Origin of the sequence: Paraburkholderia sp. J10-1, from assembly GCF_905220165.1 — a bacterium.
In the GTDB taxonomy this organism is placed as follows: domain Bacteria; phylum Pseudomonadota; class Gammaproteobacteria; order Burkholderiales; family Burkholderiaceae; genus Paraburkholderia.
Window position 1 is genome coordinate 17081 of record NZ_CAJMYW010000033.1, and the last position, 16200, is coordinate 33280.

A 16200-nucleotide genomic window follows, 5' to 3' on the forward strand; every position below is an offset into this window, starting at 1 on the left:
GATTTTGTTCAATTTCAGGAATAAACAATGCCAACCATCAATCAACTGGTTCGCAAAGGCCGCGCTTCGGAAGCTTCGAAGAGCAAGTCGCCGGCCCTGCAGGACTGCCCTCAGCGTCGCGGCGTGTGCACCCGTGTGTACACGACGACGCCGAAGAAGCCGAACTCGGCACTCCGTAAGGTCGCCAAGGTGCGCCTGACGAACGGCTTCGAAGTCATTTCGTACATCGGTGGTGAAGGCCACAACCTGCAGGAACACTCGGTCGTGCTGATCCGCGGCGGCCGTGTGAAGGACTTGCCGGGTGTGCGTTACCACATGGTTCGTGGCTCGCTGGATACCCAGGGCGTCAAGGATCGTAAGCAGGCTCGTTCGAAGTACGGCGCAAAGCGCGCCAAGGCTGCGAAGTAAGAGTCAGGTGTCGTCGCGCTCGCGAGAGTGCAGGCGATAAAAGCGACAGGTGCCGGATTGGCCGGTGCTGTCGAGTAAGTGGTCACCCGACCAGGCTGGTAAGTCGTAATGGATGAATCGGGTTAGTTGGTGGCCGCGGAGCGCAAGGGATTCACCCGCGCTTCAACTGAAAAGTTAAAGGAAGAAACATGCCGCGTCGTCGCGAAGTCCCCAAGCGGGAAATATTGCCGGATCCGAAGTTCGGCAACGTTGATGTAGCCAAGTTCATGAACGTGCTGATGCTCTCCGGCAAGAAGTCGGTTGCCGAGCGTATCGTGTACGGCGCTTTCGAACAGATCCAGACCAAGGGTGGCAAGGACCCGCTGGAAGTGTTCACTGTCGCACTCAACAACGTGAAGCCGGTGGTGGAAGTGAAGAGCCGCCGCGTTGGTGGTGCGAACTATCAGGTTCCGGTCGAAGTGCGCCCCTCGCGTCGTATGGCATTGGCGATGCGTTGGCTGCGTGAAGCCGCGAAGAAGCGCAGCGAGAAGTCGATGGCTCTGCGTCTGGCAGGTGAACTCACCGAAGCGGCCGAAGGCCGTGGCGGCGCGATGAAGAAGCGCGACGAAGTTCACCGGATGGCAGAAGCGAACAAGGCGTTCTCGCACTTCCGCTTCTAAGAGAAAGCCCCTACCGGGGTTTGCTCGAAAAACGGAAAAAATTCCGGGCGGGTGCGCTTATCAAGCGCCTCGCCCGTTTGTGTTCAGGCGCGTTGGGATCAACCCGGTCGGGATGACCCGGCGCGCACCTCCCGATAGAGGATCAAAGTGGCTCGCAAGACTCCTATCGAGCGCTACCGTAACATCGGTATTAGCGCTCACATCGACGCCGGCAAGACGACGACGACCGAGCGCATTCTGTTTTACACCGGCGTGAACCACAAGATTGGTGAAGTTCACGACGGCGCCGCGACCATGGACTGGATGGAGCAGGAACAGGAGCGTGGCATCACGATCACGTCCGCTGCTACGACCGCGTTCTGGAAGGGCATGGGCGGCAACTACCCCGAGCACCGCATCAACATCATCGACACCCCGGGCCACGTTGACTTCACGATTGAAGTCGAGCGCTCGATGCGCGTGCTCGACGGCGCGTGCATGGTCTACTGCGCAGTGGGCGGCGTGCAGCCGCAGTCGGAAACGGTGTGGCGTCAGGCGAACAAGTACAAGGTTCCCCGTCTCGCGTTCGTCAACAAGATGGACCGTACCGGCGCGAACTTCTTCAAGGTCTACGACCAGCTGAAAACGCGTCTGAAGGCGAATCCGGTTCCGGTCGTGGTGCCGATCGGCGCGGAAGACACGTTCACTGGCGTGGTCGACCTGATCAAGATGAAGGCGATCATTTGGGACGAAGCCTCGCAAGGCACGAAGTTCGACTACGTCGACATCCCGGCTGAACTCGTTGACACGTGCAACGAGTGGCGCGAGAAGATGATCGAGTCGGCGGCTGAAGCCAGCGAAGAGCTGATGGAGAAGTACCTCGGCGGCGAAGAGCTCACGGAAGCGGAAGTCGTCAAGGCACTGCGCGACCGTACGATCGCGTGCGAAATCCAGCCGATGCTGTGCGGCACCGCGTTCAAGAACAAGGGCGTGCAGCGCATGCTCGACGCCGTGATCGACTTCCTGCCGTCGCCGGTGGATATTCCCCCGGTCAAGGGCGAACTCGAAAACGGCGAAGTGGCAGAGCGCCGCGCAGCCGACGACGAGAAGTTCGCAGCACTCGCGTTCAAGATCATGACCGACCCGTTCGTCGGTCAGCTGATCTTCTTCCGCGCGTACTCGGGCATCGTCAACTCGGGCGACACCGTGCTGAACTCGACCAAGGGCAAGAAGGAACGCCTCGGCCGTATTCTGCAGATGCACGCGAACAACCGCGAAGAAATCAAGGAAGTTCGTGCCGGCGACATCGCTGCTGCTGTCGGCCTGAAGGAAGCGACCACGGGTGACACGCTGTGCGACCCGCAGAACCCGATCATCCTGGAACGCATGGTGTTCCCGGAGCCGGTGATTTCGCAGGCCGTCGAGCCGAAGACGAAGCCTGACCAGGAAAAGATGGGCATCGCCCTGAACCGCCTGGCGCAGGAAGACCCGTCGTTCCGCGTCCAGACGGACGAGGAATCGGGCCAGACCATCATTTCGGGTATGGGCGAGCTCCACCTCGAAATTCTGGTGGACCGCATGAAGCGCGAATTCGGCGTGGAAGCGACCGTCGGCAAGCCGCAGGTTGCCTACCGTGAAACGATCCGCGCAACGGCGAAGGACGTGGACGGCAAGTTCGTCAAGCAGTCGGGTGGTCGCGGCCAGTACGGTCACGCGGTCATCACGCTCGAGCCGAACGAACAGGGCAAGGGCTACGAGTTCCTCGACGAGATCAAGGGCGGTGTGATTCCGCGCGAATACATCCCGGCGGTGGACAAGGGTATCCAGGACACGCTGAAGGCAGGCGTGCTGGCGGGCTTCCCGGTCGTCGACGTCAAGGTTCACCTGACGTTCGGTTCGTACCACGACGTTGACTCGAACGAAAATGCGTTCCGCATGGCCGGTTCGATGGCGTTCAAGGAAGCCATGCGCAAGGCGCAGCCGGTCATCCTCGAGCCGATGATGGCTGTTGAAGTCGAAACGCCGGAAGACTACATGGGCAACGTGATGGGCGACCTGTCGGGCCGTCGCGGTATCGTCCAGGGCATGGAAGACATGGTTGGCGGCGGCAAGATCGTTCGCGCCGAAGTGCCGCTGTCGGAAATGTTCGGCTACTCGACGTCGCTGCGCTCGCTGACGCAAGGTCGTGCAACGTACACGATGGAATTCAAGCACTACGCAGAAGCACCGCGTAACGTGGCCGACGCGATCATCAGCGCGAAGGCGAAGTAAGCATCGGCGCATAAGCGGATCGGGCGTGAGTCCGGTCCGCATCGCTCAGTCACCGATTCACCACTTTTTTGAAAGAAGAGAAACATGGCAAAAGGTAAATTCGAACGGACCAAGCCGCACGTGAACGTGGGCACGATCGGTCACGTTGACCACGGCAAGACCACGCTGACGGCAGCGATCACGACGGTTCTGACCGCGAAGTTCGGCGGCGAAGCCAAGGCGTACGACCAGATCGACGCAGCGCCGGAAGAAAAGGCACGTGGTATTACCATCAACACCGCGCACGTCGAGTACGAAACGGCTAACCGCCACTACGCACACGTCGACTGCCCGGGCCACGCTGACTACGTGAAGAACATGATCACGGGCGCGGCACAGATGGACGGCGCAATCCTGGTGTGCTCGGCCGCTGACGGCCCGATGCCGCAAACGCGTGAGCACATCCTGCTCGCCCGTCAGGTTGGTGTTCCGTACATCATCGTGTTCCTGAACAAGTGCGACATGGTCGACGACGCCGAGCTGCTCGAGCTGGTCGAAATGGAAGTGCGCGAGCTCCTGTCGAAGTACGACTTCCCGGGCGACGACACGCCGATCATCAAGGGTTCGGCCAAGCTGGCGCTGGAAGGCGACAAGGGCGAACTGGGTGAAGTGGCGATCATGAACCTGGCCGACGCACTGGACACGTACATCCCGACGCCGGAGCGTGCAGTTGACGGCGCGTTCCTGATGCCGGTGGAAGACGTGTTCTCGATCTCGGGTCGCGGCACGGTGGTGACGGGTCGCGTTGAGCGCGGCATCGTGAAGGTCGGCGAGGAAATCGAAATCGTCGGTATCAAGCCGACGGTGAAGACGACCTGCACGGGCGTGGAAATGTTCCGCAAGCTGCTCGACCAGGGTCAGGCAGGCGACAACGTGGGTATCCTGCTGCGCGGCACGAAGCGTGAAGACGTGGAGCGTGGCCAGGTTCTGGCCAAGCCGGGTTCGATCACGCCGCACACGCACTTCACGGCTGAAGTGTACGTGCTGAGCAAGGACGAAGGCGGCCGTCACACGCCGTTCTTCAACAACTACCGTCCGCAGTTCTACTTCCGTACGACGGACGTGACGGGCTCGATCGAGCTGCCGAAGGACAAGGAAATGGTCATGCCGGGCGACAACGTGTCGATCACGGTGAAGCTGATCGCTCCGATCGCGATGGAAGAAGGTCTGCGCTTCGCAATCCGCGAAGGTGGCCGTACCGTCGGCGCCGGCGTGGTTGCAAAGATCATCGAGTAAATCGAGTAGAATACTCGGCTTGCTGTAGAAGTTGATGTACCCTGGGACCACCTTGCGGCGCCTTGCCGCGGGGTGGTCCTGCGCTCTTTATATCGTCTGGCGGCGCAAGTCCGCCTCGCTCTTTTCAAGGAATTGTCATGCAGAACCAAAAAATCCGTATCCGCCTGAAGGCTTTCGACTACCGTCTGATCGACCAGTCGGCCGCTGAAATCGTCGATACGGCGAAGCGCACGGGTGCCATCGTCCGCGGTCCGGTGCCGCTGCCGACGCGTATCCAGCGTTTCGACATTCTGCGTTCGCCGCACGTCAACAAGACGTCGCGCGACCAGCTCGAAATCCGCACCCACCTGCGCCTGATGGACATCGTCGACCCGACGGACAAGACCGTTGACGCGCTGATGAAGCTGGACCTCCCGGCTGGCGTGGACGTCGAAATCAAGCTGCAGTAAGAGTCTCCAGCGCTGTCAGATTCTCTGACGGCGCTAAGTCTTTGATTGCTTGCGGAAAACGAGGAAGGACGTTATACTTGACGTCTTTTCGCGCGTTTGCGCAAAAAATCGGTGTGTCCCTTTCGAGCCTTTACCTCGAAAACGCGCCGGTACTTTGTAAATTAGCCCCGACCAATCGCAGTCGGGAATGGAGAAAACGATGAGCCTTGGACTCGTAGGTCGCAAGGTTGGCATGACGCGTATCTTCACGGCTGACGGGGATTCGATTCCCGTGACCGTGCTGGACGTGTCCGACAACCGCGTGACGCAGATCAAGACTGTTGAAACCGACGGCTACACGGCCGTGCAGGTTGCTTTCGGCACTCGCCGCGCATCGCGCGTGACGAAGCCGCTCGCAGGTCATCTCGCCAAAGCTGGCGTTCAAGCCGGTGAAATCCTCAAGGAATTCCAGATCGACGCCGCTAAGGCCGCCGAACTGTCCGCTGGCGCTGTGATCGGTGTGGAACTCTTCGAAGAAGGCCAGAAGATCGACGTGCAAGGCACCTCGATCGGTAAGGGCTACGCCGGTACCATCAAGCGTTACAACTTCGCTTCGGGTCGTGCTTCGCACGGTAACTCGCGCTCGCACAATGTGCCGGGCTCGATCGGTATGGCGCAGGATCCGGGTCGTGTTTTCCCGGGTAAGCGCATGACCGGTCACATGGGTGACGAAACCGTGACGGTGCAAAACCTCGAAATCGCCCGTATCGACGCAGAGCGCAAGCTGCTGCTCGTGAAGGGTGCTGTCCCGGGTGCAAAGGGCGGCAAGGTTTTCGTGACGCCGGCTGTCAAGGCCCGCGCCAAGAAAGGAGCGCAATAATGGAACTGAAGCTCCTGAACGCTAATGGTCAGGAAGGCGCAGCAGTCAACGCATCGGACGTCGTGTTCGGTCGTGACTACAACGAAGCGCTGATCCACCAGATCGTTGTTGCCTATCAGGCGAACGCGCGCAGCGGTAACCGCGCGCAGAAGGACCGCGAACAGGTCAAGCACACCACCAAGAAGCCGTGGCGTCAGAAGGGTACGGGCCGCGCTCGCGCCGGTATGTCGTCGAGCCCGCTGTGGCGTGGCGGTGGTCGCATCTTCCCGAATTCGCCGGAAGAAAACTTCTCGCACAAGGTCAACAAGAAGATGCATCGCGCAGGTCTCTGCTCGATCTTCTCGCAGCTGGCCCGCGAAGGCCGCATCTCGGTCGTGGAAGAGCTCTCGCTCGAAGCGCCGAAGACGAAGCTGCTGGCCGAAAAATTCAAGGCCATGGGTCTCGAATCCGTGCTGGTCATCACCGACACGGTCGACGAGAACCTGTTCCTGGCGTCGCGCAACCTGCCCCACGTGGCAGTCGTTGAGCCGCGCTTTGCCGACCCGCTCTCGCTGATCTACTTCAAGAAGATCCTGATCACGAAGGCAGCGGTCGCCCAGATCGAGGAGTTGCTGTCATGAGCGAGATTCGCAAGAACGATCATCGTTTGATGCAGGTCCTGCTCGCACCGGTGATCTCCGAAAAGGCGACGCTGGTTGCGGAGAAGAACGAACAAGTCGTCTTCGAAGTCGCGCCGGACGCGAACAAGCAGGAAGTCAAGGCTGCTGTCGAGCTGCTGTTCAAGGTGGAAGTCGAGTCCGTCAACGTGCTGGTCCAGAAGGGTAAAGCCAAGCGCTTTGGCCGCTTCAACGGCAAGCGCAAGGACGTGAAGAAGGCGTATGTCTGCCTGAAGCCCGGCCAGGAAATCAACTTTGAAGCGGAGGCCAAGTAATCATGGCAATCGTGAAAGTTAAGCCGACCTCGCCGGGTCGCCGCGCGATGGTCAAGATCGTCAACAAGGACCTCCATAAGGGTGCGCCGTTCGCAGCGCTGCTCGAAAAGAAGTCCTCGAAGGCCGGTCGTAACAACAACGGTCGTATCACGACGCGTCACCAGGGTGGTGGTCACAAGCAGCACTACCGCGTGATCGATTTCCGTCGCAACAAGGACGGTATCGCAGCGAAGGTCGAGCGTCTCGAGTACGACCCGAACCGTAGCGCGAACATCGCGCTGGTTCTGTACGCAGACGGCGAGCGCCGCTACATCATCGCGCCGAAGGGCGTGGCGGTTGGTGCGCAGCTGATGTCGGGTTCGGAAGCGCCGATCAAGGCAGGCAATGCACTGCCGATCCGCAACATTCCGGTCGGTACGACGATCCACTGCATCGAAATGCTGCCGGGCAAGGGCGCGCAGATCGCGCGTTCGGCTGGTACGTCGGCAATGCTGCTGGCACGTGAAGGCATCTACGCGCAGGTTCGTCTGCGTTCGGGTGAAATCCGTCGCGTGCACGTTGAGTGCCGCGCAACGATCGGTGAAGTCGGCAACGAAGAGCACAGCCTCCGTCAAATCGGTAAGGCTGGCGCGAACCGCTGGCGCGGTATCCGCCCGACGGTCCGTGGCGTTGCAATGAACCCGGTCGACCACCCGCACGGTGGTGGCGAAGGCAAGACTGCGGCTGGTCGCGACCCGGTGAGCCCGTGGGGCACGCCGACGAAGGGCTATCGCACCCGCAGCAACAAGCGCACGACGAGCATGATCGTCCAGCGCCGTCACAAGCGTTAAGGAGTAGGCAATGGCACGTTCTATTAAGAAAGGTCCGTTCTGCGACGCCCATTTGCTGAAGAAGGTTGAGGCGGCTGCAGCTACGCGCGACAAGAAACCGATCAAGACCTGGTCGCGTCGTTCGACGATCCTGCCGGACTTCATCGGCCTGACGATCGCCGTTCATAACGGCCGTCAACACGTTCCGGTGTATGTCACGGAAAACATGGTCGGCCACAAGCTTGGCGAGTTCGCACTGACCCGTACGTTCAAGGGTCACGCAGCCGACAAGAAGGCCAAGAAATAAGGGGCAATCAAGATGGAAGTGAAGGCAATTCATCGCGGTGCCCGCATCTCGGCGCAGAAGACGCGCCTTGTGGCTGACCAGATCCGCGGTCTGCCGGTCGACAAGGCACTGAACGTTCTGACGTTCTCGCCGAAGAAAGCGGCTGGCATCGTGAAAAAGGTTGTGCTCTCGGCGATCGCAAACGCGGAACACAACGAAGGTGCTGACATCGACGAGCTCAAGATCAAGAGCATCTACGTCGACAAGGCAGCTTCGCTGAAGCGTTTCACCGCGCGCGCCAAGGGCCGCGGCAACCGCATCGAGAAGCAATCCTGTCACATCACTGTGACGGTCGGGAATTAAGGAGCCATACGATGGGACAGAAAATTCATCCGACTGGCTTCCGTTTGGCCGTCAGCCGCAATTGGGCTTCGCGTTGGTACGCGAACAACAACAATTTCGCGGCGATGTTGAAGGAAGACATCGGTGTTCGTGAATACCTGAAGAAGAAGCTGAAGAACGCTTCGGTGGGCCGTGTTGTGATCGAGCGTCCGGCAAAGAACGCTCGCATCACGATTTACAGCTCGCGCCCGGGTGTGGTGATCGGCAAGAAGGGCGAGGACATCGAACTCCTCAAGGCCGAACTCCAGAAGCGCATGGGCGTTCCGGTTCACGTGAACATCGAAGAAATCCGCAAGCCGGAAACCGATGCTCAACTGATCGCCGATTCGATCACGCAGCAGCTCGAGCGCCGCATCATGTTCCGTCGCGCAATGAAGCGCGCGATGCAGAACGCAATGCGTCTGGGTGCCCAGGGCATCAAGATCATGAGCGCCGGCCGTCTGAACGGTATCGAAATCGCACGTACCGAGTGGTACCGCGAAGGTCGAGTGCCGCTTCACACGCTGCGTGCTGACATCGACTACGCAACCTCGGAAGCGAAGACGACGTACGGCATCATCGGCGTGAAGGTTTGGGTCTACAAGGGCGACACGCTCGGCCGCAACGACGCACCGGTGGTGGAAGAAGTCGCCGAAGAAAAGCGTCCGCGCCGCAACGCGCGCCCGGGCGATCGTCGTCCGCGCCGTGATGGCGAAGGTGCACCGGGTGCCCGTCGTGGCGCACCGCGCCGTGGCGCCGGCGGTGACGGCAAGAGTGGAGAATAACGATGCTGCAACCGAAACGCAGGAAGTATCGCAAAGAGCAGAAGGGTCGTAACACCGGTATCGCAACGCGCGGCAACGCGGTTTCGTTCGGTGAATACGGTCTGAAGGCTATCGGTCGTGGTCGCCTGACCGCGCGTCAGATTGAAGCAGCGCGTCGTGCAATGACGCGTCACATCAAGCGTGGCGGCCGCATCTGGATCCGTATCTTCCCGGACAAGCCGATCTCGCAAAAGCCGGCGGAAGTGCGTATGGGTAACGGTAAGGGTAACCCTGAGTACTACGTCGCCGAGATTCAGCCGGGCAAGATGCTGTATGAAATGGATGGTGTGTCCGAAGAACTGGCCCGTGAAGCCTTCCGTCTGGCTGCAGCCAAGCTGCCGCTGAAGACGGTCTTCATGGTTCGCCAGCTCGGCGCCTAAGGAGTGATTGATGAAGGCATCTGAACTTCTTCAGAAAGACAAGGCCGCGCTCGACAAAGAGCTGTCGGACCTCTTGAAGGCGCAATTCGGCCTGCGCATGCAACTCGCGACCCAGCAGCTCACGAACACGAGCCAGCTGAAGAAGGTTCGTCGCGACATCGCACGTGTGCGGACCGTCCTGACTCAGAAGGCGAACCAGAAATGAACGAAAGCGTGAAAACCTCGCTTAAGCGGACGCTGGTCGGCAAGGTCGTCAGCAACAAGATGGACAAGACGGTCACCGTCCTGGTCGAGCGCCGCGTTAAGCACCCGATCTACGGCAAGTACGTCGTGCAGTCGAAGAAGTACCACGCTCACGACGAAGCGAACACGTACAACGAGGGTGACCTCGTTGAAATTCAGGAAACCCGTCCTCTCTCGAAGACGAAGGCCTGGACCGTGTCGAAGCTGATCGAAGCAGCACGCGTCATCTAAAAGTGACGCAGCACCCCGGGGAGTCATTCTCCGGGGTGTAGAAGTAATTGAAATCGCTGAAGATTTCGCTTGCGAGGCCAAGATTGTCTGGTTATAATCTTGGTCTTCCCTCCTTTTGGGCTTGCTGTTGGCAAAGCAGCAGGCGAATGTAGGTGGGGAAGCAGATCCGGGCGCCAGTCCGGGTTAGCAAGATTCACCGGAATGCGATGGCCGGTTTCGTTTGCCGTCGCTGCTGTTCTTACCCAAGCAGCTGAGCGGTCGTTCTAGTGGCGGCGCGGCTGACGGGACCAAGACTGACCGGATGTGCCATGGTGGCGCGACCGGATTAAGTTGGGAAAGATAAACCATGATCCAGACCGAAACTCGGCTTGAAGTAGCCGACAACACGGGTGCACGTGAAGTCCTGTGCATCAAGGTGCTCGGCGGCTCGAAGCGTCGTTATGCCAGCATTGGCGACATCATCAAGGTGAGCGTCAAGGAAGCAACGCCGCGCGGGCGCGTGAAAAAGGGCGAAATCTACAACGCTGTTGTGGTTCGCACTGCGAAGGGCGTGCGCCGTCAAGACGGCTCGCTGATCAAGTTCGATGGCAACGCCGCCGTGCTTTTGAATACCAAGCTTGAGCCGATCGGCACCCGCATTTTCGGGCCGGTTACGCGTGAGCTGCGTAGCGAACGATTCATGAAGATCGTTTCGCTGGCGCCGGAAGTGCTGTAAGGAGTCGCGATGAACAAGATTCGCAAGGGTGACGAAGTCATCATCGTCACTGGCAAAGACAAGGGCAAGCGCGGCGTCGTGCTGGCCATCGGCGAAGAGCGCGTCACTGTCGAAGGCATCAACATCGCTAAAAAGCATGTGAAGCCGAACCCCATGAAGGGTACGACGGGTGGCGTGGAAGCCAAGGCAATGCCGGTGGCTATCTCGAACGTCGCACTGGTCGACGCGAACGGTAAGCCGTCGCGCGTGGGCATCAAGGTCGAAGGGGACAAGAAGGTCCGTTTCCTGAAGACGACCGGTGCTGTTCTGAGCGCCTGACGCTGCGGAGTAAAAAATGGCACGTTTGCAAGAATTTTATAAAGAGAAGGTCGTTCCTGGCCTGATCGAGAAGTTCGGTTACAAGTCGGTCATGGAAGTGCCGCGCCTCACCAAGATCACCCTGAACATGGGTGTTGGTGAAGCCGTCGCTGACAAGAAGGTCCTCGAGCACGCCGTTGGCGACCTCACGAAGATCGCCGGCCAGAAGCCCGTCATCACGAAGTCGCGCAAGGCAATCGCCGGCTTCAAGATCCGCGAAGGCTACCCGATCGGCACGATGGTCACGCTGCGTGGCAACGCCATGTACGAATTCCTGGACCGTTTCGTGACGGTTGCGCTGCCCCGCGTGCGCGACTTCCGTGGCGTGTCGGGCAAGGCGTTCGACGGCCGTGGTAACTACAACATCGGTGTGAAAGAGCAGATCATTTTCCCCGAAATCGACTACGACAAGATCGACGCGCTGCGTGGGCTGAACATCAGCATCACGACGACCGCGAAGACCGACGAAGAAGCAAAGGCACTGCTCGCCGGCTTCAAGTTCCCGTTCAGAAACTGAGGTTACCGTGGCTAAACTGGCACTGATCGAACGTGAAAAGAAGCGCGCTCGTCTGGCAGCGAAATTTGCGCCGAAGCGCGCATCGCTGAAGGCGATCATCGACGACCAAAGCAAGTCGGAAGAAGAGCGCTACGCAGCTCGCCTCGAACTGCAACAACTGCCCCGCAACTCGAACCCGACTCGCAAGCGTAACCGCTGCGCGATCACGGGCCGTCCGCGTGGCACGTTCCGCAAATTCGGTCTCGCACGTAACAAGATTCGTGAAATCGCGTTCCGTGGTGAGATCCCTGGCATCACCAAGGCGAGCTGGTAATAGGAGAAACATAAATGAGCATGAGTGATCCTATCGCCGATATGCTGACTCGCATCCGCAATGCGCAGATGGTCGAGAAGGTTTCGGTTGCTATGCCCTCGTCGAAAGTGAAGATTGCGATTGCGCAGGTTCTGAAGGACGAAGGTTATATCGACGACTTCGCGGTGAAAACCGAAGGTGCGAAGTCGGAATTGAACATCGCGTTGAAGTACTACGCTGGCCGTCCCGTTATCGAGCGCATCGAACGCGTTTCGAAGCCGGGTCTGCGCGTGTACCGCGGCCGCAACGATATCCCGCAGGTCATGAATGGCCTGGGCGTTGCGATCGTGTCGACGCCCAAGGGTGTGATGACGGACCGCAAGGCGCGCGCTACTGGCGTCGGCGGCGAAGTTATCTGCTACGTCGCTTAAGGCCTAAGGAGAAGAAACATGTCTCGAGTAGGTAAGAGCCCGATCGCGCTGCAAGGCGCAGAAGCGACGCTCAGCGACGAGAAGATTACCGTCAAGGGCCCGCTGGGTACGATTTCGCAAGCTGCGAACCGCCTCGTGAAGGTGGTGAACGACAACGGTACGCTCAAGTTCGAGCCGACCGATGAAAGCCGCGAAGCCAATGCAATGTCGGGCACGATGCGCGCAATTGTCGCGAACATGGTGCAAGGCGTGACGAAGGGTTTTGAGCGCAAGCTGACGCTGGTTGGCGTCGGTTACCGTGCTCAAGCGCAAGGCGACAAGCTGAACCTGTCGCTGGGTTTCTCGCACCCCGTGGTGCACCAGATGCCGGAAGGCATCAAGGCTGAAACCCCGTCGCAAACGGAAATCGTGATCAAGGGGATCGACAAGCAGAAAGTCGGCCAAACCGCTGCAGAAGTGCGCGGTTATCGCCCGCCGGAGCCCTACAAGGGCAAGGGTGTGCGTTACGCCGACGAGGTCGTGATCCTCAAAGAAACGAAGAAGAAGTAAGGGTGCGCAATCATGGATAAGACTCAATCTCGCCTGCGCCGCGCTCGTCAGACGCGTCTCAAGATCGCTGAGCTGCAGGTCGCGCGTCTGGCCGTGCATCGCACGAACACGCACATCTATGCGCAAGTGTTCTCGCCCTGCGGCACCAAGGTGCTGGCCAGCGCGTCGACGCTTGAAGCTGAAGTGCGTGCGCAACTGGCTGACCAGTCGGGCAAGGGCGGCAACGTCGCAGCAGCCTCGCTGATCGGCAAGCGTATTGCAGAAAAGGCTAAGGCCGCCGGCATCGAATCCGTCGCCTTTGACCGCTCGGGTTTCCGCTATCACGGCCGCGTCAAGGCGCTGGCTGATGCTGCGCGCGAAGCCGGGCTCAAGTTCTAAGGAAGGAATTCGTCATGGCAAAGATGCAAGCGAAAGTTCAGGCTGACGAACGCGACGACGGCCTCCGCGAAAAAATGATTTCGGTCAACCGCGTGACCAAGGTCGTGAAGGGTGGCCGTATTCTCGGCTTCGCCGCACTGACCGTGGTTGGCGACGGTGATGGCCGCGTCGGTATGGGCAAGGGCAAGTCGAAGGAAGTGCCCGTTGCTGTCCAGAAGGCGATGGAACAAGCTCGCCGCAACATGTTCAAGGTGCCCCTGAAGAACGGCACCCTGCAACACGAAGTGCACGGCAAGCACGGCGCATCGGTCGTCCTCCTCGCTCCGGCGAAGGCAGGTACGGGCGTGATCGCCGGCGGCCCGATGCGCGCAGTGTTCGACGTGATGGGCGTGCAGAACGTCGTGGCCAAGAGCCACGGTTCGACGAACCCGTACAACCTCGTTCGTGCCACGCTGGACGGTCTGCGCAAGCAATCGACCCCGGCTGACATCGCAGCGAAGCGCGGCAAGTCCGTCGAAGACATTCTGGGCTAAGGGTGGGCACCATGTCTGAAAAAACTGTCAAGGTTCAGCTCGTCAAGAGCCTGATTGGGACCCGCGAAACGCACCGTGCCACCGTGCGCGGTCTCGGCCTGCGCCGCCTGAACTCGGTTTCCGAGCTGCAGGACACGCCGGCTGTGCGCGGCATGATCAACAAGGTCTCGTACCTCGTTAAGGTCATCGGCTAAGCGGTCGACCAAAGACTCCAGGAGTTTGAAATGGAATTGAATAACCTGAAGCCGGCAGAAGGCGCGAAGCACGCTAAGCGTCGCGTCGGTCGCGGCATCGGCTCCGGCCTCGGCAAGACCGCTGGCCGTGGTCACAAGGGTCAGAAATCGCGTTCGGGCGGCTTCCACAAGGTTGGCTTCGAAGGCGGTCAAATGCCGCTGCAGCGTCGTCTGCCGAAGCGTGGCTTCACCTCGCTGACGAAGGAATTCGTTGGTGAAGTGCGCCTCGCCGACCTCGAGAAGCTGCCGGTCGACGAAATCGATCTGTTGGCTCTCAAGCAGGCAGGCCTCGTGGGCGAACTGACCCGCAGCGCGAAGATCATCGCTACCGGCGAGATCAAGCGTAAGGTCGTCGTGAAGGGTCTGGGTGCGACGAAGAATGCGCGTGCTGCGATTGAAGCAGCAGGCGGTTCTTTTGCCGAGTGATTGTGAGTGGTGCGCGCGGGCTTGCCCGCCGTCACTAGCATCTGCATCGGAGAAGCTACTTGGCTAACAGCCCGAGTCTCGCAAAAACCGGTCGCAGCGCTCCGAAGTTCGGCGACCTGCGTCGGCGGGCAGTGTTCCTGCTGCTGGCGTTGGTCGTTTATCGTATCGGCGCGCATATTCCGGTCCCGGGTATCGATCCGGACCAGCTGGCGAAGCTCTTTCAAAGCCAGTCGGGCGGCATCCTTGGCATGTTCAACATGTTCTCGGGTGGCGCACTGTCGCGGTTCACGATCTTCGCGCTGGGTGTGATGCCGTATATTTCGGCGTCGATCATCCTGCAGCTGATGGCGATTGTCTCGCCGCAGCTGGAAGCGCTGAAGAAAGAAGGGCAGGCTGGACAACGCAAGATCACGCAGTACACGCGGATCTTCACGGTGGTGCTGGCGACGTTTCAGGCGTTCGGCATCGCGGTCGCGCTGGAAAACCAGCCCGGCCTCGTGATCGATCCGGGCATGGTGTTCCGCTTGACGACGGTCGTGACGCTCGTAACGGGCACGATGTTCCTGATGTGGCTTGGTGAGCAGATCACGGAACGCGGGCTTGGCAACGGTATCTCGATCATCATCTTCGGCGGGATCGCGGCAGGCTTCCCGAATGCGCTCGGTGGGCTTTTCGAACTGGTTCGCACCGGCTCGATGAGCATCATCTCGGCAATCATCGTGGTCGTTCTGATCGCAGCCGTGACGTACCTGGTGGTGTTCATCGAACGCGGCCAGCGCAAGATCCTCGTGAACTATGCGAAGCGTCAGGTCGGTAACAAGATTTACGGCGGGCAGTCGTCCCACCTGCCGCTCAAGTTGAACATGTCGGGTGTGATTCCGCCGATCTTCGCGTCGTCGATCATCCTGTTCCCGGCAACTATCCTGAACTGGTTCAGTTCGGGTTCGCGAACCGGCTGGTTTGCGGACACGCTGCACAATGTGGCCGAAGCCCTCAAGCCTGGCCAGCCCGTGTACGTGTTGCTGTATGCGTTGGCGATCGTGTTCTTCTGCTTCTTCTACACCGCACTGGTGTTCAACAGCAGGGAGACGGCCGACAACCTGAAGAAGAGTGGCGCGTTCGTACCTGGCATCCGCCCGGGCGATCAGACGGCACGTTATATCGACCGCATCCTCACGCGTCTGACGCTGGCCGGTGCGATCTATATCGTGTTCGTTTGCCTGCTGCCGGAGTTTCTGGTGCTGCGCTGGAATGTGCCGTTTTATTTTGGTGGAACGTCGCTGCTGATCATTGTCGTCGTCACAATGGACTTCATGGCGCAGGTGCAGTCGTACGTAATGTCGCAACAATATGAATCGCTGCTCAAGAAGGCCAACTTCAAGGGCGGCGGCGTCCCGATGCGTTAAAAGGACCTATGGCCAAAGACGATGTAATCCAGATGCAAGGCGAGGTGATCGAAAACCTCCCCAACGCAACCTTCCGGGTGAAGCTGGAAAACGGCCATGTCGTTCTGGGACATATTTCCGGAAAGATGCGGATGCACTACATCCGCATTCTCCCGGGCGACAAGGTGACGGTTGAGTTGACGCCTTACGATCTGTCGCGTGCGCGGATCGTGTTCCGGGCGAAGTGATTTAGGAAAAAGGGTAATATCATGAAAGTGATGGCATCGGTAAAGCGCATTTGCCGCAACTGCAAAATCATCAAGCGCAACGGCGTCGTTCGCGTGATCTGCAGCTCGGACCCGCGCCACAAGCAGCGCCAAGGCTGATTAGCGCGCTTGC

At 59.6% G+C, this 16200-nt stretch carries 28 protein-coding genes; all 28 read left to right on the forward strand.

The window, feature by feature from the left end:
• Positions 1 to 27: 27 nt before the first annotated feature.
• The 28 genes from rpsL to rpmJ all read left to right on the forward strand — a co-directional run bounded on the left by rpsL (position 28) and on the right by rpmJ (position 16187).
• Positions 28 to 408, forward strand: coding sequence for a 30S ribosomal protein S12 (gene rpsL / locus U5A65_RS39645; RefSeq protein ID WP_124154012.1), 381 nt, complete (start codon positions 28 to 30; stop codon positions 406 to 408).
• Positions 409 to 596: 188 nt separating this feature from the next.
• Positions 597 to 1067, forward strand: a complete 471-nt coding sequence (gene rpsG / locus U5A65_RS39650; protein ID WP_158758793.1) for a 30S ribosomal protein S7 — start codon at positions 597 to 599, stop codon at positions 1065 to 1067.
• Positions 1068 to 1214: 147 nt separating this feature from the next.
• Positions 1215 to 3317 (forward strand): elongation factor G, encoded by a 2103-nt coding sequence (gene fusA, locus U5A65_RS39655; protein WP_321917543.1) that lies wholly within the window; start codon positions 1215 to 1217, stop codon positions 3315 to 3317.
• Positions 3318 to 3401: 84 nt separating this feature from the next.
• Positions 3402 to 4592: an elongation factor Tu gene (gene tuf / locus U5A65_RS39660; protein WP_028371383.1), complete on the forward strand. Its 1191-nt coding sequence runs from the start codon at positions 3402 to 3404 to the stop codon at positions 4590 to 4592.
• A 137-nt stretch (positions 4593 to 4729) separates the two neighbouring features.
• A complete protein-coding gene (rpsJ, locus tag U5A65_RS39665) occupies positions 4730 to 5041 on the forward strand; it encodes a 30S ribosomal protein S10 (protein WP_017777154.1) in 312 nt (103 codons plus the stop codon).
• Between the two features lie 199 nt (positions 5042 to 5240).
• Entirely contained in the window at positions 5241 to 5900 is a 660-nt protein-coding gene (gene rplC, locus U5A65_RS39670; RefSeq protein ID WP_028222628.1) for a 50S ribosomal protein L3, read from the forward strand.
• A complete protein-coding gene (gene rplD / locus U5A65_RS39675) occupies positions 5900 to 6520 on the forward strand; it encodes a 50S ribosomal protein L4 (RefSeq protein WP_028222627.1) in 621 nt (206 codons plus the stop codon). Before rplC ends, rplD begins: the two co-directional genes overlap by 1 nt.
• A complete protein-coding gene (gene rplW, locus U5A65_RS39680; protein ID WP_028206513.1) occupies positions 6517 to 6831 on the forward strand; it encodes a 50S ribosomal protein L23 in 315 nt (104 codons plus the stop codon). The genes rplD and rplW overlap by 4 nt, the downstream gene beginning before the upstream one ends.
• A gap of 2 nt (positions 6832 to 6833) precedes the next feature.
• Positions 6834 to 7661, forward strand: coding sequence for a 50S ribosomal protein L2 (gene rplB / locus U5A65_RS39685; RefSeq protein WP_321917547.1), 828 nt, complete (start codon positions 6834 to 6836; stop codon positions 7659 to 7661).
• Positions 7662 to 7671: 10 nt separating this feature from the next.
• On the forward strand, positions 7672 to 7947 hold the full coding sequence (gene rpsS / locus U5A65_RS39690; RefSeq protein ID WP_027797286.1) for a 30S ribosomal protein S19: 276 nt from the start codon (positions 7672 to 7674) through the stop codon (positions 7945 to 7947).
• A gap of 12 nt (positions 7948 to 7959) precedes the next feature.
• Positions 7960 to 8289 (forward strand): 50S ribosomal protein L22, encoded by a 330-nt coding sequence (gene rplV, locus U5A65_RS39695; protein WP_004199272.1) that lies wholly within the window; start codon positions 7960 to 7962, stop codon positions 8287 to 8289.
• Between the two features lie 11 nt (positions 8290 to 8300).
• Entirely contained in the window at positions 8301 to 9092 is a 792-nt protein-coding gene (gene rpsC / locus U5A65_RS39700; RefSeq protein ID WP_027797287.1) for a 30S ribosomal protein S3, read from the forward strand.
• A 2-nt stretch (positions 9093 to 9094) separates the two neighbouring features.
• A complete protein-coding gene (gene rplP, locus U5A65_RS39705) occupies positions 9095 to 9511 on the forward strand; it encodes a 50S ribosomal protein L16 (RefSeq protein WP_042269753.1) in 417 nt (138 codons plus the stop codon).
• Positions 9512 to 9521: 10 nt separating this feature from the next.
• Positions 9522 to 9716 carry a 50S ribosomal protein L29 gene (rpmC, locus tag U5A65_RS39710; protein WP_028206515.1) on the forward strand — a complete coding sequence of 65 codons (195 nt, stop codon included), beginning with the start codon at positions 9522 to 9524 and terminating at the stop codon, positions 9714 to 9716.
• Positions 9713 to 9985 (forward strand): 30S ribosomal protein S17, encoded by a 273-nt coding sequence (gene rpsQ / locus U5A65_RS39715; RefSeq protein WP_028206516.1) that lies wholly within the window; start codon positions 9713 to 9715, stop codon positions 9983 to 9985. Before rpmC ends, rpsQ begins: the two co-directional genes overlap by 4 nt.
• 346 nt (positions 9986 to 10331) lie before the next feature.
• On the forward strand, positions 10332 to 10700 hold the full coding sequence (gene rplN / locus U5A65_RS39720; RefSeq protein WP_028206517.1) for a 50S ribosomal protein L14: 369 nt from the start codon (positions 10332 to 10334) through the stop codon (positions 10698 to 10700).
• Positions 10701 to 10709: 9 nt separating this feature from the next.
• Positions 10710 to 11018 (forward strand): 50S ribosomal protein L24, encoded by a 309-nt coding sequence (gene rplX / locus U5A65_RS39725; protein WP_321917550.1) that lies wholly within the window; start codon positions 10710 to 10712, stop codon positions 11016 to 11018.
• A 16-nt stretch (positions 11019 to 11034) separates the two neighbouring features.
• Positions 11035 to 11574, forward strand: coding sequence for a 50S ribosomal protein L5 (gene rplE, locus U5A65_RS39730; protein ID WP_069268213.1), 540 nt, complete (start codon positions 11035 to 11037; stop codon positions 11572 to 11574).
• 7 nt (positions 11575 to 11581) lie between these two features.
• Positions 11582 to 11887, forward strand: a complete 306-nt coding sequence (gene rpsN / locus U5A65_RS39735; protein WP_028206520.1) for a 30S ribosomal protein S14 — start codon at positions 11582 to 11584, stop codon at positions 11885 to 11887.
• A gap of 14 nt (positions 11888 to 11901) precedes the next feature.
• Entirely contained in the window at positions 11902 to 12297 is a 396-nt protein-coding gene (gene rpsH / locus U5A65_RS39740) for a 30S ribosomal protein S8 (protein ID WP_027819345.1), read from the forward strand.
• Between the two features lie 18 nt (positions 12298 to 12315).
• Positions 12316 to 12846 (forward strand): 50S ribosomal protein L6, encoded by a 531-nt coding sequence (gene rplF / locus U5A65_RS39745; RefSeq protein WP_321917555.1) that lies wholly within the window; start codon positions 12316 to 12318, stop codon positions 12844 to 12846.
• Between the two features lie 12 nt (positions 12847 to 12858).
• Positions 12859 to 13224: a 50S ribosomal protein L18 gene (rplR, locus tag U5A65_RS39750; protein WP_027819343.1), complete on the forward strand. Its 366-nt coding sequence runs from the start codon at positions 12859 to 12861 to the stop codon at positions 13222 to 13224.
• A 14-nt stretch (positions 13225 to 13238) separates the two neighbouring features.
• A complete protein-coding gene (gene rpsE / locus U5A65_RS39755) occupies positions 13239 to 13757 on the forward strand; it encodes a 30S ribosomal protein S5 (RefSeq protein ID WP_028206522.1) in 519 nt (172 codons plus the stop codon).
• A gap of 11 nt (positions 13758 to 13768) precedes the next feature.
• Positions 13769 to 13951 (forward strand): 50S ribosomal protein L30, encoded by a 183-nt coding sequence (rpmD, locus tag U5A65_RS39760; RefSeq protein WP_010106952.1) that lies wholly within the window; start codon positions 13769 to 13771, stop codon positions 13949 to 13951.
• A 30-nt stretch (positions 13952 to 13981) separates the two neighbouring features.
• Positions 13982 to 14416 (forward strand): 50S ribosomal protein L15, encoded by a 435-nt coding sequence (gene rplO / locus U5A65_RS39765; RefSeq protein ID WP_028228146.1) that lies wholly within the window; start codon positions 13982 to 13984, stop codon positions 14414 to 14416.
• Positions 14417 to 14475: 59 nt separating this feature from the next.
• Positions 14476 to 15822, forward strand: coding sequence for a preprotein translocase subunit SecY (gene secY / locus U5A65_RS39770; protein WP_028206524.1), 1347 nt, complete (start codon positions 14476 to 14478; stop codon positions 15820 to 15822).
• A gap of 8 nt (positions 15823 to 15830) precedes the next feature.
• A complete protein-coding gene (gene infA, locus U5A65_RS39775; RefSeq protein ID WP_004521905.1) occupies positions 15831 to 16049 on the forward strand; it encodes a translation initiation factor IF-1 in 219 nt (72 codons plus the stop codon).
• Positions 16050 to 16070: 21 nt separating this feature from the next.
• On the forward strand, positions 16071 to 16187 hold the full coding sequence (rpmJ, locus tag U5A65_RS39780; protein ID WP_027819338.1) for a 50S ribosomal protein L36: 117 nt from the start codon (positions 16071 to 16073) through the stop codon (positions 16185 to 16187).
• Positions 16188 to 16200: the final 13 nt, after the last annotated feature.

What these genes read in the sequence shown, in the direction of transcription:
- rpsL (WP_124154012.1), top strand. Translation starts at nt 28, where the DNA reads ATGCCAACCATCAATCAACTGGTTCGCAAAGGCCGCGCTTCGGAAGCT.
- rpsG (WP_158758793.1), top strand. Translation starts at nt 597, where the DNA reads ATGCCGCGTCGTCGCGAAGTCCCCAAGCGGGAAATATTGCCGGATCCG.
- tuf (WP_028371383.1), top strand. Translation starts at nt 3,402, where the DNA reads ATGGCAAAAGGTAAATTCGAACGGACCAAGCCGCACGTGAACGTGGGC.
- rpsJ (WP_017777154.1), top strand. Translation starts at nt 4,730, where the DNA reads ATGCAGAACCAAAAAATCCGTATCCGCCTGAAGGCTTTCGACTACCGT.
- rplC (WP_028222628.1), top strand. Translation starts at nt 5,241, where the DNA reads ATGAGCCTTGGACTCGTAGGTCGCAAGGTTGGCATGACGCGTATCTTC.
- rplD (WP_028222627.1), top strand. Translation starts at nt 5,900, where the DNA reads ATGGAACTGAAGCTCCTGAACGCTAATGGTCAGGAAGGCGCAGCAGTC.
- rplW (WP_028206513.1), top strand. Translation starts at nt 6,517, where the DNA reads ATGAGCGAGATTCGCAAGAACGATCATCGTTTGATGCAGGTCCTGCTC.
- rplB (WP_321917547.1), top strand. Translation starts at nt 6,834, where the DNA reads ATGGCAATCGTGAAAGTTAAGCCGACCTCGCCGGGTCGCCGCGCGATG.
- rpsS (WP_027797286.1), top strand. Translation starts at nt 7,672, where the DNA reads ATGGCACGTTCTATTAAGAAAGGTCCGTTCTGCGACGCCCATTTGCTG.
- rplV (WP_004199272.1), top strand. Translation starts at nt 7,960, where the DNA reads ATGGAAGTGAAGGCAATTCATCGCGGTGCCCGCATCTCGGCGCAGAAG.
- rpsC (WP_027797287.1), top strand. Translation starts at nt 8,301, where the DNA reads ATGGGACAGAAAATTCATCCGACTGGCTTCCGTTTGGCCGTCAGCCGC.
- rplP (WP_042269753.1), top strand. Translation starts at nt 9,095, where the DNA reads ATGCTGCAACCGAAACGCAGGAAGTATCGCAAAGAGCAGAAGGGTCGT.
- rpmC (WP_028206515.1), top strand. Translation starts at nt 9,522, where the DNA reads ATGAAGGCATCTGAACTTCTTCAGAAAGACAAGGCCGCGCTCGACAAA.
- rpsQ (WP_028206516.1), top strand. Translation starts at nt 9,713, where the DNA reads ATGAACGAAAGCGTGAAAACCTCGCTTAAGCGGACGCTGGTCGGCAAG.
- rplN (WP_028206517.1), top strand. Translation starts at nt 10,332, where the DNA reads ATGATCCAGACCGAAACTCGGCTTGAAGTAGCCGACAACACGGGTGCA.
- rplX (WP_321917550.1), top strand. Translation starts at nt 10,710, where the DNA reads ATGAACAAGATTCGCAAGGGTGACGAAGTCATCATCGTCACTGGCAAA.
- rplE (WP_069268213.1), top strand. Translation starts at nt 11,035, where the DNA reads ATGGCACGTTTGCAAGAATTTTATAAAGAGAAGGTCGTTCCTGGCCTG.
- rpsH (WP_027819345.1), top strand. Translation starts at nt 11,902, where the DNA reads ATGAGCATGAGTGATCCTATCGCCGATATGCTGACTCGCATCCGCAAT.
- rplF (WP_321917555.1), top strand. Translation starts at nt 12,316, where the DNA reads ATGTCTCGAGTAGGTAAGAGCCCGATCGCGCTGCAAGGCGCAGAAGCG.
- rplR (WP_027819343.1), top strand. Translation starts at nt 12,859, where the DNA reads ATGGATAAGACTCAATCTCGCCTGCGCCGCGCTCGTCAGACGCGTCTC.
- rpsE (WP_028206522.1), top strand. Translation starts at nt 13,239, where the DNA reads ATGGCAAAGATGCAAGCGAAAGTTCAGGCTGACGAACGCGACGACGGC.
- rpmD (WP_010106952.1), top strand. Translation starts at nt 13,769, where the DNA reads ATGTCTGAAAAAACTGTCAAGGTTCAGCTCGTCAAGAGCCTGATTGGG.
- rplO (WP_028228146.1), top strand. Translation starts at nt 13,982, where the DNA reads ATGGAATTGAATAACCTGAAGCCGGCAGAAGGCGCGAAGCACGCTAAG.
- infA (WP_004521905.1), top strand. Translation starts at nt 15,831, where the DNA reads ATGGCCAAAGACGATGTAATCCAGATGCAAGGCGAGGTGATCGAAAAC.
- rpmJ (WP_027819338.1), top strand. Translation starts at nt 16,071, where the DNA reads ATGAAAGTGATGGCATCGGTAAAGCGCATTTGCCGCAACTGCAAAATC.